Here is a 14,691-nt window from a genome sequence, read left to right as displayed (position 1 = left end):
TGGGCGGACCGGCCCGTGGGGGGCTGCTCACCGCCGCCGACGCCGGGCCGCCCCACCCGCCGCGAGTGCCGTCCCGACCGCCAGCGCCGTCCCGGCCGCGACCGCCGCCCCCGCCGCGACCGCCGTCGCCGCCCGGCCGGTCGGGGCACCGGCCCGGCGCAGCAGGTCGGACAGCTCCGGCAGCCACCCGCCGCGGACGGCCGCGCCCGCCGGGTCCGGGGAGAAGACGACGCCGTCGTGCGGGGCGACCGGCTGCCCGGTCAGCCCGCCACGCCGCATCAACGGCCCGACGAGCGCGTCGTAGACGCCCGGCAGGAGGGTGAAGCCACCCCGCATGAGCAGGTTGACCCGGCCCACCGACACCTCCCGGCGGGGCCGGTCGGCCAGGCGCGCGACGGCCCGGGCCACCCGCTGCGGGGTGGTGATCGGCAGCGGTGGCCGGCCGGCCCGCCCGAGGTAGTTCGCCGCCCGTTGGTAGACCGGGGTGTCCACGCTGCCCGGGGTGACCAGGCAGACGTGCACCCCGGGCAGGTCCCGGGCCTCCTGCTGCACCGAACGGACCAGCCCCTGAAGGCCCCACTTGCTGGTCACGTAGCCGCTCATGTAGGGGGCGGTGACGTGCCCGAGGACCGAACCGGTGAGGATCAGGGTGCCCCCGCCGGCCGCCCGGAACCGGCGCAGCGCCACCCGGACGACGCCGGCCGCGCCGAGCAGGTCGGTGCGGACCACCTGGTCGAAGACCTCCGCCGGGATCTCCTCGAACCGGCCGTACGCCATCACCGCCGCGGTGTGCACCCACACGTCGATCCGACCGAACTCGCGTACCGCCGTGTCGGCCAGGGCGTCGAGCGCGTCGGGGTCGGTCACGTCGGTGGGCACCGTGCATACCCGGTCCGCGCCGGCCGCGCGGCACTCCCGGCGTACCTCGGCCAGGCTGGCGGGGGAGCGGGCGGCGAGGACCAGCCGGTCCCCGCGCCCGGCGAACTCCCGGGCCGCCGCGCGGCCGATGCCGCTGGTGGCCCCGGTGACCACCACCACCCGACTCACGGAGCCAACACGACCTTGACGCAGCCGTCCTCCTTCTTCTGGAACATCTCGTACGCCTTCGGCGCGTCCACCAGCGGCATCCGGTGGGTCCGCAGGTCCTCCACGCCCAGCGGGTCGTCGTCGCCGGACAGCAGCGGCAGGATCTCGTCGGTCCACCGGCGTACGTGGCACTGACCCATCCGCAGCTGGATGCCCCGGTCGAACATCTCCATCAGCGGCATCGGGTCCACCTCGCCGCCGTACACCCCGGAGATCGAGACGGTGCCGCCGCGCCGCACCGCCTTGAGGGCGGCCTTGAGCACGGTCAACCGGTCCACACCCACCTTGTCGATCATTTTCTCGGCCAGCTTGTCCGGCAGCAGCCCGGCGGCGTGCTGGGCCAGCTTGCCGCTGGTGGAGCCGTGCGCCTCCATCCCGACCGCGTCGATCACCGCGTCCGGGCCGCGCCCGTCGACCAGGTCGACCAGTGCGCCGGGCACGTCGTCGAGCTGGCTGACGTCGAGCGTCTCGATGCCGTGCCGGCGGGCCATCTCCAGCCGCTCCGGCACCAGGTCCAGCCCGATCACCCGGCCCGCGCCGAGGTGCCGGCCGATCCGGGCGCAGAACTGCCCGACCGGGCCGAGGCCGAACACGGCCAGGGTGCCACCGGGCGGGGTGTCGGCGTACTTCACCGCCTGCCAGGCGGTCGGCAGGATGTCGCTGAGGTACAGGTAGCGCTCGTCGGCCCCGGTCTGCGGGATGACGATCGGGCCGAACTGCGCCTGCGGGACCCGCAGGTACTCGGCCTGCCCACCGGGGACCGAACCGTAGAGGGAGGTGTAGCCGAACAGCGACGCGCCCTTGCCCTCGGCGGTCACCTGGGTCGTCTCGCACTGGGCGAAGAGCTGCCGCTCGCACATCCAGCAGTGCCCGCAGGCGATGTTGAACGGGACGACCACCCGGTCGCCGGGCTTGAGCCGGGTCACCCCGGGGCCGACCTCCTCGACGACGCCCATCGGCTCGTGCCCGAGGATGTCACCGGGCTTCAGGTACGGCCCGAGCACCTCGTACAGGTGCAGGTCGGAGCCGCAGATCGCGGTCGAGGTGATCCGGACGATCGCGTCCGTCGGCTCCTCGATCCGGGGGTCCGGGACCTCGTCCACCCGGACGTCGCGCTTGCCGTGCCAGGTCAGTGCCTTCATCGCTGCTGTCCCCTCTCCGTGCCGTCGAGGGGTCTGCTACCCGAGCGGGGACGCTTGAACCGGCCACCGGCCAGCCAAGGTCGGCGGCCCACCGAGCCGTGATCGTCCCCTGCCCCTGCCCCTGCCCCTGCCTCGGCTCCTGCTCCTGCCCCTGCCGTGATCGTGCTCGGTCCTTGCCCGTGGTCGTCCCCGGTCTCCGTCGTGATCGCGCTCGATCCTGGATGTAGTGGCCTCACGGCGTGCGGAGGCCACTACATCCAGGATCGAGCCCGCAGCCCGCAGCCCGCAGCGTGGGGCGTGGGGCCCGTAGCGCGGGCGTGGGGCCCGCAGCGTGGGGCGCGCTGGGTGCGGGGCGTGGGGGCGGGACGGAGCGACCGCCGCACCCCTCGGTCGGGGGTGCGGCGGTCGGTGGGTCCGGAGGCGGCCGGTCGGACCGTCGGCGGGGTCAGGAACCGGGGGTGTCGCCGCGCTTGGCGGTGGCGGTGAGGTAGTCCCGGTTGAGCCGGCCGATGGTGTTCAGCGGGATGCCCTTGGGGCAGACCGCGGTGCACTCGCCGGCGTTGGTGCAGCCGCCGAAGCCGGCCTCGTCGTGCGCGTCGACCATGCCGATCACCCGGGTGTAGCGCTCCGGTTGGCCCTGCGGCAGCAGCGACAGCTGGGTGACCTTGGCGGCGGTGAAGAGCATGCCGGAGCCGTTGGGGCAGGCCGCCACGCAGGCCCCGCAGCCGATGCAGGCGGCGGATTCGAAAGCCGCGTCGGCGTTGGCCTTGGCCACCGGGGCGGCGTGCGCCTCGGGGGCGCTGCCGGTCGGCGCGGTGATGTAGCCACCGGCCGCGATGATCTTGTCGAAGGCGTTCCGGTTGACCACCAGGTCCTTGATCACCGGGAACGCGCGGGCCCGCCACGGCTCGATGTCGATCGTCTCGCCGTCTTTGAACTGCCGCATGTGCAGTTGGCAGGCGGTGGTGCCGCGCTGCGGGCCGTGCGCGTCCCCGTTGATCATCAGGCCGCACATGCCGCAGATGCCCTCGCGACAGTCGTGGTCGAACGCGACCGGCTCCTCCCCGGAGAGGATCAGCCGCTCGTTGAGCACGTCGAGCATCTCCAGGAACGACATGTCGGGGGAGACGTCGTCGACCGGGTAGGTCACCATCCGCCCCTTGTCCTGGGGGCCGGACTGACGCCAGATGCGCAGGGTCAGGTTCACTTGTAGCTCCGCTGCGTGGGGTGGACGTACTCGAACTTCAGGTCTTCCTTGTGCAGCACGGCCGGCTCACCGGTGCCGGTGAACTCCCAGGCCGCCACGTAGGCGAACCGGTCGTCGTCGCGCTGTGCCTCACCGTCGGGGGTCTGGTGCTCGGCCCGGAAGTGGCCGCCGCAGGACTCCTCGCGGTGCAGGGCGTCGATGCACATCAGCTCGGCCAGCTCGAAGAAGTCGGCCACCCGGCCGGCCTTCTCCAGCGACTGGTTGAGCCCTTCGCCGTCGCCCGGCACCCGGACCCGCTGCCAGAACTGCTCCCGCAGCGCCCGGATCTCGTCGATGGCCTTGCGCAGCCCGGCCTCGGAGCGCTCCATGCCGCAGTGCTCCCACATGATCTGACCCAGCTCCCGGTGGAACGAGTCCACCGTCCGGTCGCCGTTCACGGCCAGCAGCCGGGCGATCCGGTCCTCCACCTCGCGCCGGGCCTGCACCGCCGCCGGGTGGCTGGCGTCGACCTTCTCCCGGGGCCCGGACGCCAGGTAGTGGGCGATCGTGGTGGGCAGCACGAAGTAGCCGTCGGCCAGGCCCTGCATCAGTGCCGACGCGCCGAGCCGGTTCGCGCCGTGGTCGGAGAAGTTGGCCTCACCGATGACGAACAGGCCGGGGATGGTCGACTGGAGGTCGTAGTCGACCCACAGCCCGCCCATCGTGTAGTGCACGGCCGGGTAGATCCGCATCGGCACCTGGTACGGGTCCTCGCCGGTGATCCGCTCGTACATCTCGAACAGGTTGCCGTACTTGGCCTCGATGGCCTTGCGGCCGAGCCGGTCGATCGCGTCGGAGAAGTCGAGGTAGACCCCGAGCTTGGTCGGCCCGACGCCCCGGCCCTCGTCGCAGACGTTCTTGGCGGCCCGGGAGGCGATGTCCCGGGGTACCAGGTTGCCGAACGACGGGTAGATCCGCTCCAGGTAGTAGTCCCGCTCGTCCTCGGGAATGTCCCGGGGGGCGCGGTCGTCGTCCTTGTTCTGCGGCACCCAGACCCGGCCGTCGTTGCGCAGCGACTCGCTCATCAGGGTCAGCTTGGACTGGTGGTCGCCGGAGACCGGGATGCAGGTCGGGTGGATCTGGGTGTAGCAGGGGTTGGCGAAGTACGCGCCCTTGCGGTGCGCCCGCCAGGAGGCGGTGACGTTGCAGCCCTTGGCGTTGGTGGAGAGGTAGAAGACGTTGCCGTAGCCGCCGGAGGCGAGCACCACCGCGTCGGCCATCTCGGTGCTGATCTCACCGGTGACCATGTCCCGTACCACGATGCCCCGGGCCCGGCCGTCCACGACGACCAGTTCCAGCATCTCGTGGCGGGTGTGCATCTCCACGTTGCCCAGGCCGATCTGCCGCTCCAGCGCCTGGTACGCGCCGAGCAGCAGCTGCTGGCCCGTCTGGCCCCGGGCGTAGAAGGTGCGCTGCACCTGTGCGCCGCCGAAGGAGCGGGTGTCCAGCAGCCCGCCGTACTCGCGGGCGAACGGGACGCCCTGGGCGACGCACTGGTCGATGATGTTGACCGACACCTCGGCGAGGCGGTGCACGTTCGACTCGCGGGAGCGGAAGTCGCCGCCCTTGACGGTGTCGTAGAAGAGCCGGTGCACCGAGTCGCCGTCGTTGCGGTAGTTCTTGGCGGCGTTGATGCCGCCCTGCGCGGCGATCGAGTGTGCCCGGCGCGGGCTGTCCTGGTAGCAGTAGCTGCGGACCTGGTAGCCCTGCTCGGCGAGGGTGGCGGCGGCGGAGCCACCGGCCAGGCCGGTGCCGACCACGATCACCGTCATCTTGCGCCGGTTCGCCGGGTTGACCAGCTTGGCCTCGAAGCGGCGGGTCTCCCAGCGCTTCTCGACGGGGCCGTCGGGAGCCTTCGTGTCGGCGATCGGCTCGCCCTCGGTGAAGAGTTCCATGTCAGGACACCAATCCGGTGAGTACGGCGAACGGGACCACCAGGTAGCCGGCGCAGAGCACGACGGCGAAGACCAGCGCGGCGGTGCGGGCCCGGCGCTCGCCCCGGGGGGTCTGCTGGCCGAGGCTGCGCAACGCGGAGAACACCCCGTGCCGCAGGTGGAAGCCGACGGTGACGATCGCCAGCGTGTAGAACAGCGTCACGTACCAGCGGTCCGGGGCGAAGTCGGCGACCACGTTGCCGTACGGGTTGCTGGCGTCGCCGACCGGGTTGAGGGTGCCGGTGGTCAGGTCCAGGATGTGGTAGATCACGAAGAGCAGGATGATCACGCCGCCCCAGCGCATGGTGCGCGCGGCGTAGCTGCCCTGGACCTTCTTGCGGTGGGCGTAGCGCACCGGGCGGGCGGCGCGGGCCCGGACGGCCAGCACGGTCGCCGCCCAGATGTGCCCGAGTACGGCCACCACCAGCGCGGTGCGCAGGATCCACAGGAACCAGACCCCGGGCAGCAGCGGCTTGCCGATGTCGCGCAGCCAGTGCGCGTAGTGGTCGAACGAGGTCTCGCCGGTGAACACCTTGAGGTTGCCGAGCATGTGGGCGACGAGGAACAGCACGAGCATGATGCCCGTCACCGCCATGACGGCCTTGAGGCCGACGTTCGAGCGGATGGGCGACCGAGTTTTCGTGATTACCACCTGACCGACGCTAGGAGCCCTGCAATCAGTCGTCCAATGCATCGACCTCGCAGTCTCGATAGCCATAAGCTATGAAGATGCAGCTCCATCAGCTGAGGTACTTCGTCGCAGTGGCTGAAGTACGACATTTCACCCAAGCCGCCGACCTCGTCGGCATAACCCAGCCGTCGTTGAGTAAGCAAGTTCACGCTCTGGAGACCGCCCTCGGCGCCCCCCTGTTCGAGCGGGTACGCGGCAACATCGCCCTCACCGCCGCCGGTGAGGTGCTGCTGCCGTTGGCCAAGCGCATCCTCGCCGACGTCGACACCGCCACCCGGGAGGTGCAGGAACTGGTCGGCCTGCGCCGGGGCCGGGTCCGGCTCGGGGCCACCCCCAGCCTGGCCACCTCGCTCGCCCCACCGGTGCTGCGCCGGTTCCGCGACGCCCACCCCGCCGTCGACCTGCGGGTCGAGGAGGGCGGCTCGCAGGACCTGGTCCGCGACCTGCTGCGCGGCGACCTCGACCTCGCCCTGATCATCATGCCCGCGCAGGGGGCCGACCCCGGGCTGCGGGTCGACCCGATCCTGCGGGAGAGCCTGGTGATCGCCTCGGTGGAGCCGCTGCACGCCGCCCTGGTCAGCGGCGAGTTGCGGATCACCGACCTGCGCGACCAACCGCTGGTGATGTTCCGCGAGGGCTACGACCTGCGCGACGCCACCATCCAGGCGTGCCGGGAGGCCGGCTTCGAGCCCACCTTCTCGGTCGACGGCGGCGAGATGGACGCCGTGCTCAGCTTCGTCGAGGCCGGCCTGGGCATCGCCCTGGTGCCGGGCATCGTGGTCAGCCGCCGCCCCGGCATCCGGGTCACCCGGCTCGCCCCGCCCGGGGTGCGCCGGACCATCGCGGTGGCCCGCCGCCGCGACGTGGTGCCCACCCACGCCGGGCGGGAGCTGCGCCGCATCCTGCTCGACTACGTGCACGCGGCCACCAGCACCAGCGACCTGCCGCCGGGCGTGGAACCGCTGCCCTGATCAGCGCCCCTCGGCGTCGTCCATCGCGCGGTAGATGCGCTGCTCGGAGACCGGATAGGGGGTGCCGAGGGCCTGCGCGAAGACGTTCACCCGCAACTCCTCGATCATCCAGCGGATCTGCCGCACCGGGGCCGAGGCGCGGCGGGCCGGGGGCAGCCCGGCCACCAGGTCCCGGTACTCCTTCTGCACCGTGGCGATCCGGTCCTGCTGGGACTTGTCCCGCTGCGGGTTGGCGGTCAACCGGTCCAGCCGGCGTTCCATCGCGGTCAGGTAGCGCAGCAGGTCGGGCAGGCGCGCGTAGCCGGTCTCGGTGACGAAACCGTCGTGCACCAGGCCGGTGAGCTGCTGGCGCAGGTCGGCCAGGGCGGCCACCACGGCCAGGTTGCGGGTCGCGCCGAGCCGCTGCTCCACCGCGTACGCGGCGGCGAGCACCTGACGGACCCGGCCCATCACCTCCACCACCGTGTCGACCAGGTCGGCGCGGACCCGGTCCCGCAGCGCGGCGAAGCCGTCCGCGTCCCAGGCCGGCCCGCCCGCGTCGGCGATCAGCTTGTCGATGGCGGCCCCGGCGGCGTCGGCGATGAGCTGCTGCACCCCGCCGTGCGGGTTGCGGCTCAACGCCAGCTTCGCCTCGTTGCTCAGCCGCCCCTGCAGGAACTGCGCCGGTGACGGCACGGTCAGCCGCAACAACCGCCGGGTGCCCGCCCAGTGTGCGGCGGCCTGCTCCGCCTCGGAGTCGAAGACCTTCACCCCGACCGTCGTACCCTCGTCGACCAGCGCCGGGTAGGCGGTCACCGCGTAGCCGGCCCGGACCTGCTCGATGGTGCGCGGCAGGGTGCCGATGGTCCACCCGGTCAGCCCGGTCCGGGCCACCTCCGGTGCGGCGGCGGCCACCACCTGGCGTACCTCCTGGCGGAGCTGGCGTTGCAGGGCCGGCAGGTCCTTGCCCTCGGCGACCGGCTTGTCGGCGTCACCGATCACCCGGAACGTCACCCGCAGGTGCGGCGGCAGCTTCGCCGGCTCCCACGCCTCCCGGGGCACGGTCACCCCGGTCATCCGGCGCAGCTGCTGGCTGAGCGCGTCCAGCAGCGGCTCCGCACCGGGGGTGATCGCGGCCAGCGCCGCGCGGGCGTGGTCCGGTACCGGGACGAAGTTGCGCCGGATCGGCTTGGGCAGCGACCGGATCAACGCGATCACCAGCTCCTCGCGCAGCCCCGGCACCTGCCAGTCGAAACTCTCCGCCGGCACCTGGTTGAGCAGCGGCAGCGGGATGTCGACGGTGACGCCGTCGGTGGGCGCGGTCGGGTCGAACGTGTACGTCAGCGGCAGGGTCACCCCGTCGGCCCGCCACTCGTCCGGGAAGTCGGCCTCGTCGACCCCGCCACGCCCGGCATTGACCAGCACCTCCCGGGTGAGGGTGAGCAGGTCGGGTTGCTCGTGCCGGGCCTTCTTCCACCAGGCGTCGAAGTGTCGCCCGGAGACCACGTCGGCGGGGATGCGCTGGTCGTAGAAGGCGAAGATGCTCTCGTCGTCGACCAGGATGTCCCGGCGGCGGGCCCGGTTCTCCAGCTCCTCGATCTCGGTGCGGAGCTTCTCGTTGTCCCGCCAGAACGGGTGGTGGGTCTGCCAGTCCCCCTCGACCAGGGCGTGCCTGATGAACAGCTCCCGGCTCAGCGCCGGGTCGATCCGGCCGAAGTTGACCTTCCGGGAGGTGACCAGCGGGACGCCGTACAGGGTGACCTTCTCGTAGGCCATCACGGCGGCCTGCTTCTTCTCCCAGTGCGGCTCGCTGTAGCTGCGCTTGACCAGGTGCTGGGCCAGCGGCTCCACCCACTCCGGCTCGACCCGCCCGGCGACCCGGCCCCACAGCCGGGAGGTCTCCACCAGCTCGGCGGCCATCACCCAGCGCGGCGGCTTCTTGAACAGCGCCGAGCCGGGGAAGACCGCGAACTTCGCCCCCCGCGCGCCCAGGTACTCGTGCTTCTGGGCGTCCTTGAGCCCGATGTGCGACAGCAGGCCGGGCAGCAGCGACTGGTGCACCTTCGGGGTGTCGATCTCCTCCGGCAGGTCGGCGGCCGGACCGCGCCGGCCCCCGTCGGCCGGGGCCTGCGTCGCGCCCCGCCGCCCCCGCCGCCCGTCACCCTGTTCCGGGGTACGCAGTACCTGGCGCAACTGGGCCACGATGTCCTGCCACTCGCGTACCCGCAGGTAGTTGAGGTACTCCGCCCGGCACATCCGGCGGAACGCGCTGGACGACAGCTCCCGCTGCTGCTCCCGCAGGTAACGCCACAGGTTGAGGAACGACACGAAGTCGGATTCCTTGTCGGCGAACCGGGCGTGCGCCTGGTCGGCCTGGGCCTGCTTCTCCGCCGGCCGCTCCCGGGGGTCCTGGATCGACAGCGCGGCGGCGATCACCAGCACCTCGGTGGCGCAGCCGTTACGCTCGCCCTCGATCACCATCCGGGCCAGCCGGGGGTCGACCGGGAGCTGGGCCAGCCGCCGGCCCAACGGGGTGAGCCGCTTGGCCGGGTCGGCCTCGGTCGGGTCCAACGCGCCCAGCTCGTGCAGCAGGTTGACCCCGTCGGTGACGTTGCGCCGGTCCGGCGGGTCGATGAACGGGAACGCGGCGAGGTCACCGAGGCCGATCGCGGTCATCTGGAGGATCACCGAGGCCAGGTTGGTGCGCAGGATCTCCGGGTCGGTGAACTCCGGCCGGGAGGCGAAGTCCTGCTCGTCGTAGAGCCGGATGCAGATACCGTCGGAGGTCCGGCCGCAGCGGCCCTTACGCTGGTTGGCCGACGCCTGGGAAACCGGCTCGATGGGCAGCCGCTGGACCTTCAACCGGCTGGAGTAGCGGGAGATCCGGGCCGAACCCGGGTCCACCACGTACTTGATGCCGGGCACGGTCAGCGAGGTCTCCGCGACGTTCGTGGCGAGCACCACCCGGCGACCGGGGTGGGCGGCGAAGACCCGGTGCTGCTCGGCCGCCGACAGCCGGGCGTACAGCGGCAGGATCTCGGTGCCCAGCAGCGAGCGTTTCGACTGGGTCAGCTTGCCCAGCGCCTCGGCGGTGTCCCGGATCTCCCGCTCCCCACTGAGGAAGACCAGGATGTCGCCCGGCCCCTCGGCGGCCAGCTCCTGCACCGCGTCGCCGATCGCCTGGATCTGGTCGCGGACGTTCTCCTCGTCGTCGGCCCCGTCCTCGTCGCCCTCGGCGACCTCGACCAACGGCCGGTAGCGCACCTCCACCGGGTACGTCCGCCCGGACACCTCGACGATCGGCGCGGGCCGGCCGTCGGCGTCGGCGAAGTGCTCGGCGAACCGGGCGGTCTCGATCGTCGCCGAGGTGATGACCACCTTGAGGTCGGGACGCTGGGGGAGCAGTTGCCGCAGGTAGCCGAGGATGAAGTCGATGTTGAGGCTGCGCTCGTGCGCCTCGTCGATGATCAGGGTGTCGTACTGGCGCAGCATCCGGTCGGTCTGCAACTCGGCCAGCAGGATGCCGTCGGTCATCAGCTTGACCAGGCTGCGGTCGCTCACCTGGTCGGTGAAACGCACCTTGTAGCCGACCACGTCCCCCAGTTCGGTGCCGAGTTCCTCGGCGATCCGGTCGGCGACCGTCCGGGCGGCCAACCGGCGGGGCTGGGTGTGCCCGATCAGCCCGGTGATCCCACGCCCCAACTCCAGGCAGATCTTGGGCAGCTGGGTGGTCTTGCCGGAGCCGGTCTCACCGGCCACGATCACCACCTGGTGGTCACGGATCGCGGCGGCGATGTCGTCTCGGCGCTCGCTGACCGGCAACTGCGCCGGATAGGTGATGCTCGGCACGGCGGCCCGCCGGGTGGCCAGCCGGGCCTCCGCCCGGGACACCTCCCCGGCGATCTCGATCAGCGCCTCGTCGCGCCGCTGCGGGTCACGCAGCTTGCGTACCCCCTCCAGCCGCCGCTGGAGGCGGCGCTGGTCGCGGAACATCAGCGGGGTGAGACGGCGGTGCAGCTCACGGGCGGACACGGCATCGGCGGGCGCGGCGGGGCCGGAGGCGGTTGGATTCTGCATGTCGTCGCCAAGGATAGGCAGCCCGCCGCCGGACCGCCCCCGGGTTACGCCTCCCGGGCTACGGTGCCGCCTCCGACGTGTGGGTGTGGTCCGGGTGGCGGTCTGTTGCGGGGCGGCCCGGGGGTAGCGGCTTTCGGGCGGTGTCCGCCGTGTGGATGTGTTCCGGGCGGCGGTCTGTTGCGGGGGCGGCCCGGGGGTAGCGCCTCCCGGGCGGTGTCCGCCGTTTGGGTGTGGTCCCGGTGGCGGTTTGTTGCGGGGCCGTCCCGGGTTGCGCCTCCCGGGTGGCATCCGCCGTGCGGTCTGTTGCGGGGCGGCCCCGGGTAGCGGCTCTCGGGCGCGACGCGGCGTCCACCGTCAGGGTGTCTCCGGTCCGGGCAGGTCATGGTGTCTGCGCGACGACGGGTGCGGGCGGGTCATGGCGTTGCGGGCCGAGGGGGTCGAGACGCAGGTCACGATGCTGCGGGCCGAGCGGTCCAGGTGTCGTCGCGTCCGTCGGAGCGCTGCCCGGGAAACCGGCCGTCGCCGGGCTACGCTGACCGCCGGACGACGCGACACGGGGGGCTGCCGGATGACGACGACGATGCTGGACACCGACCGCGCACTGGTCCAGGCGGCCACTGCGGTCGCCAAGCTGCGCTGCCGCAGCGACAACCACTCCGTCGCGGCGGCCGCCCGGACCGCCGACGGCCGGGTGTTCACCGGGGTGAACCTCGCCCACTTCACCGGCGGCCCCTGCGCCGAGCTGGTGGCCCTCGGCGCCGCCGCCACCCAGGGGGAGACGGAACTGGAGACCATCGTCGCCGTGGGCGACCGGGGGCGCGGGGTGCTCCCGCCGTGCGGACGGTGCCGGCAGGTACTGCTCGACTACCACCCGGGCATCCAGGTCATCGTCGGGCCGATCGACGCACTGCGGAAACTGCCGGTGACCGACCTGCTGCCGGACAGCTACGTCTGGGCCGACCAGCAGCTGGACGCGTCGGCGATCGTGCGGACCGGGCAGTGGCCGATGCCGACGGTCCCGGCCAGCCGGCCCGCCTCGGAGGACTGACCCGGCGTCGAGCCCCGCTCCCTCCCGGTCCCGGCTTCTCGGTGTGGAGCCCCTGTTCTCTACTCCTCGATCCTTGGCGTCGAACCGTGGGCCGCTCCTTGGTGTCGCTGGACTCGGTGGCGGCGTTCCTGCGCGGTCTTCTCGGCTGGCGCGTGTTCCTCTGGTAGCTACCCGTGGGCCGCTCCTTGGTGTCGAACCGTGGGTCCTCGGTGTCGACGTCGGGGCCTCGATCCGTCAGGGCAAGCGTGGGGCATGATGTCTCCGGCGATGTCTGGAAGATCCGCGTCGGCATCGCCAACAGGATCCTCGATGCTCTGGCCAGCACCTGACGGACTGATCAACCTCGCCCGCCCTCCGAAGTAGGACGGGTCTCTTCCCCGGACCCGGGTCTCTTCCCCGGACCCGGGTTTCCTCTCCGGACCCGGGTTTCCTCTCCGGACCCGGGTTTCCTCTCCGGACCCGGGTTTCCTCTCCGGACCCGGGTTTCCTCTCCGGACCCGGGTCTCCTCTCCGGACCCGGGTCTCCTTCCTTGGCACCCGGGGGCCCTGCCCCGAACCCTGGGGGCCCTTGCTCGGCACCGTGGCCCCTTCCCTGACACCTGGGCCCCTTCCCCGGCACCGGGTGCGTCTTTCCGACCGCCGGGAGTTCTCCACGGGGTCCTGGGGCTCAAGCAAGATCACGCTCGATCCACGAAGTAGTGGCTTTCTTGTCGGTGAAGGCCACTACTTCCATGTTCGTGCATGATCTTCCGACCGTCGCGGGAGGCACGGGCACCGTGGCACGCAGGGGGCGGGCGGGGATGCCGGGGCATGGGCCGGGCGCGAGGGCACGGGTGGGTGCGCCAGCGAGTGGGTGCGGGCGCGGCGGGGTGGCGCATCGCGCCAGCGAAATGCTGGGTCAACGACGCGATCGCCGCCCACGCCGCGATCTTGCGCATGTCGTTGTTCTGGTCCACCACGGGGCTGGGTAGGCAGCCGCGAATGGAATGCGGCGGGGCGGCGAACGGCGCCGTGTGGAGGGAGGAGGCGGCAGTGTGGTGGGGTGGCGGTGTGGGGAGCGGGGATGCGGTGAAGGGCGGGGGTGTGGTGAAGGGCTGCGGTGTGGTGAAGGGCTGCGGTGTGGGGCGGGGGTGTGGTGAAGGGCTGCGGTGTGGGGCGGTCGGCCGTGTGGGGGTGTGGGGTGAGGCGGAGAGCGGCCGTATGGGGAGTGGGGGGCGTGGTGGGAGATCAGGCCCGGGAGCGGTGCCCGCGACGGTGTAGTGCGGCGCGTACCTCGGCGAGGAAGCCGGGAAAGTCCTCGCGGAGCCGCCGGGCGGTCAGGTGCAGCACGATCCACTCCCCGCCGAGCAGTTGGTTCAGTCGACGCCGGTCCCGGTGGAACTGGTCGGCATCGTTGTGCCACAGCCCGTCGTACTCGACGGCGACCTTGAACTGTGGCCAGGCGAGATCAAGCCGGGCAACGAACCGACCGTCGGCCGTGACGACCCACTGGGTCTCGGGTCGAGGCAGGCCGGCCAGCACCAGGCGGACCCTCGTCCGTGACTCCTGCGGCGACCCGGCCCCAGGATCGGCCAGGTCGACGGCGCGGAGCAGGGCTCGCCACCCGCGTTGCCCGGCCCGCGCGAGGGCATAATCCCGCAGGGTGGGGATCTCGGTGACGCGGCCGGCCAACAGCGCGTCGATGACGACGACAGCCTCCACCACATCGCACCACCGGGCCAGGTCCCAGCAGGTACGTTCTGCCGAGGTCACCGGTACCCCGGCCTGGTCGATCACGTCTTCGGGCGCGAGATCACCGTGGTGCACCCGTAGGCCGACTGCCGGTCCGCGTCGGCGCCCGGCCGCTGGCTGTCCGCCCCCGACCAGACGCCTGTGGTGTACGAGCACATCGATCGGTTCGTCGGCGGGCACGCCGGTGACACCGAGCAGGACTGCGGCGGAGCGGCCGGCGATGGCGGCACCGGACGGCAGCAGCCAGCGGGCCGCAGCCGTACACCGGTGGCGGTGAGTGACCCTGAGCTGGGCGTCGGCGTAGACGTCCCGAAACAGCGGTCGCCAGGCGGAGCTGCGCAGGTCGTTGCGGGTGAGCAGCCCGCGCGACACGGCCACCGATCCACGGAAGATGCGCCCCCGCAACTGCGGCGGGCGACGGGGAGCCTTCGGCATACCCCCACCTTGCCGGCGCGTCGCCTCCCAGTCTGTCCCCTGTGGATAACTTCGTCGCCGCCTCTGCCGTGGTGCCCCTTCGCCCGCACTCCCTGTGGATAACCCCGAGGTGACGGATGACGTCTTTGCTGCGAGAGGCAGCTGGCCCGGGTGGCTGAAGATCACGCTGCAACCAGGATGTAGTGGCCTCCCCGCCGTGGGAGGCCACTACATCCTGGTTCGAGCACGATCTTGCGCCGTGCGGATCCGCATCCTCTGTCGACGACGCGCTGAGACTGACCCTCTAGCGGCGGATTGGGACTGACCCCTCCGAGGCTGGAGGGGTGATCGCATTGGAAGACTGGGCTGAGA

The 14,691-nt window shown here is 72.0% G+C and carries 9 protein-coding genes; 2 read left to right on the top strand and 7 right to left on the bottom strand.

All coding sequences use genetic code 11. The features are described 5' to 3' along the window. Nucleotides 1-27: 27 nt before the first annotated feature. The 5 genes from AB0B63_RS24290 to AB0B63_RS24270 all read right to left on the bottom strand — a co-directional run bounded on the left by AB0B63_RS24290 (nt 28) and on the right by AB0B63_RS24270 (nt 6,102). Nucleotides 28-1,047: an SDR family NAD(P)-dependent oxidoreductase gene (locus AB0B63_RS24290; protein ID WP_357022519.1), complete on the bottom strand. Its 1,020-nt coding sequence runs from the start codon at nt 1,045-1,047 to the stop codon at nt 28-30. Then, nucleotides 1,044-2,228: a zinc-dependent alcohol dehydrogenase gene (locus AB0B63_RS24285; protein WP_357022516.1), complete on the bottom strand. Its 1,185-nt coding sequence runs from the start codon at nt 2,226-2,228 to the stop codon at nt 1,044-1,046. Before AB0B63_RS24285 ends, AB0B63_RS24290 begins: the two co-directional genes overlap by 4 nt. A 445-nt stretch (nt 2,229-2,673) precedes the next feature. Beyond that, nucleotides 2,674-3,435 (bottom strand): succinate dehydrogenase/fumarate reductase iron-sulfur subunit, encoded by a 762-nt coding sequence (locus AB0B63_RS24280; protein ID WP_208568989.1) that lies wholly within the window; start codon nt 3,433-3,435, stop codon nt 2,674-2,676. After that, complete coding sequence (locus AB0B63_RS24275; protein WP_208568988.1) at nt 3,432-5,369, bottom strand: fumarate reductase/succinate dehydrogenase flavoprotein subunit; 1,938 nt, start codon at nt 5,367-5,369, stop codon at nt 3,432-3,434. The genes AB0B63_RS24280 and AB0B63_RS24275 overlap by 4 nt, the downstream gene beginning before the upstream one ends. A 1-nt stretch (nt 5,370) precedes the next feature. Next, nucleotides 5,371-6,102 carry a succinate dehydrogenase cytochrome b subunit gene (locus AB0B63_RS24270; RefSeq protein WP_208569079.1) on the bottom strand — a complete coding sequence of 244 codons (732 nt, stop codon included), beginning with the start codon at nt 6,100-6,102 and terminating at the stop codon, nt 5,371-5,373. 29 nt (nt 6,103-6,131) lie between these two features. On the opposite strand from AB0B63_RS24270, the gene AB0B63_RS24265 reads away from it, so the two are divergent. Beyond that, entirely contained in the window at nt 6,132-7,070 is a 939-nt protein-coding gene (locus AB0B63_RS24265) for a LysR substrate-binding domain-containing protein (protein ID WP_357022511.1), read from the top strand. On the opposite strand, the gene hrpA is transcribed toward AB0B63_RS24265, so the two are convergent. Next, nucleotides 7,071-11,126 carry an ATP-dependent RNA helicase HrpA gene (gene hrpA, locus AB0B63_RS24260; protein ID WP_357022508.1) on the bottom strand — a complete coding sequence of 1,352 codons (4,056 nt, stop codon included), beginning with the start codon at nt 11,124-11,126 and terminating at the stop codon, nt 7,071-7,073. A 568-nt stretch (nt 11,127-11,694) separates the two neighbouring features. Here hrpA and AB0B63_RS24255 point away from each other — a divergent pair. After that, nucleotides 11,695-12,174 (top strand): cytidine deaminase, encoded by a 480-nt coding sequence (locus AB0B63_RS24255; RefSeq protein ID WP_208568985.1) that lies wholly within the window; start codon nt 11,695-11,697, stop codon nt 12,172-12,174. A 1,227-nt stretch (nt 12,175-13,401) separates the two neighbouring features. Here AB0B63_RS24255 and AB0B63_RS24250 read toward each other — a convergent pair. Beyond that, entirely contained in the window at nt 13,402-14,340 is a 939-nt protein-coding gene (locus AB0B63_RS24250; protein WP_357022505.1) for a hypothetical protein, read from the bottom strand. Between the last annotated feature and the right edge of the window lie 351 nt (nt 14,341-14,691).

Source organism: Micromonospora sp. NPDC049081 (assembly GCF_040648835.1).
In the GTDB taxonomy this organism is placed as follows: Bacteria; Actinomycetota; Actinomycetes; order Mycobacteriales; family Micromonosporaceae; genus Micromonospora; species Micromonospora antibiotica.
Note: the sequence above shows the minus strand (reverse complement) of the source record. Positions and strands in the feature narration are given on the sequence as shown.

Bases quoted from the DNA above. Each gene is read 5' to 3' on its own strand.
- AB0B63_RS24255 (WP_208568985.1), top strand. From the start codon at position 11,695: ATGACGACGACGATGCTGGACACCGACCGCGCACTGGTCCAGGCGGCC.
- AB0B63_RS24250 (WP_357022505.1), bottom strand. From the start codon at position 14,340: ATGCCGAAGGCTCCCCGTCGCCCGCCGCAGTTGCGGGGGCGCATCTTC.
- hrpA (WP_357022508.1), bottom strand. From the start codon at position 11,126: ATGCAGAATCCAACCGCCTCCGGCCCCGCCGCGCCCGCCGATGCCGTG.
- AB0B63_RS24265 (WP_357022511.1), top strand. From the start codon at position 6,132: ATGAAGATGCAGCTCCATCAGCTGAGGTACTTCGTCGCAGTGGCTGAA.
- AB0B63_RS24270 (WP_208569079.1), bottom strand. From the start codon at position 6,102: ATGCATTGGACGACTGATTGCAGGGCTCCTAGCGTCGGTCAGGTGGTA.
- AB0B63_RS24275 (WP_208568988.1), bottom strand. From the start codon at position 5,369: ATGGAACTCTTCACCGAGGGCGAGCCGATCGCCGACACGAAGGCTCCC.
- AB0B63_RS24285 (WP_357022516.1), bottom strand. From the start codon at position 2,228: ATGAAGGCACTGACCTGGCACGGCAAGCGCGACGTCCGGGTGGACGAG.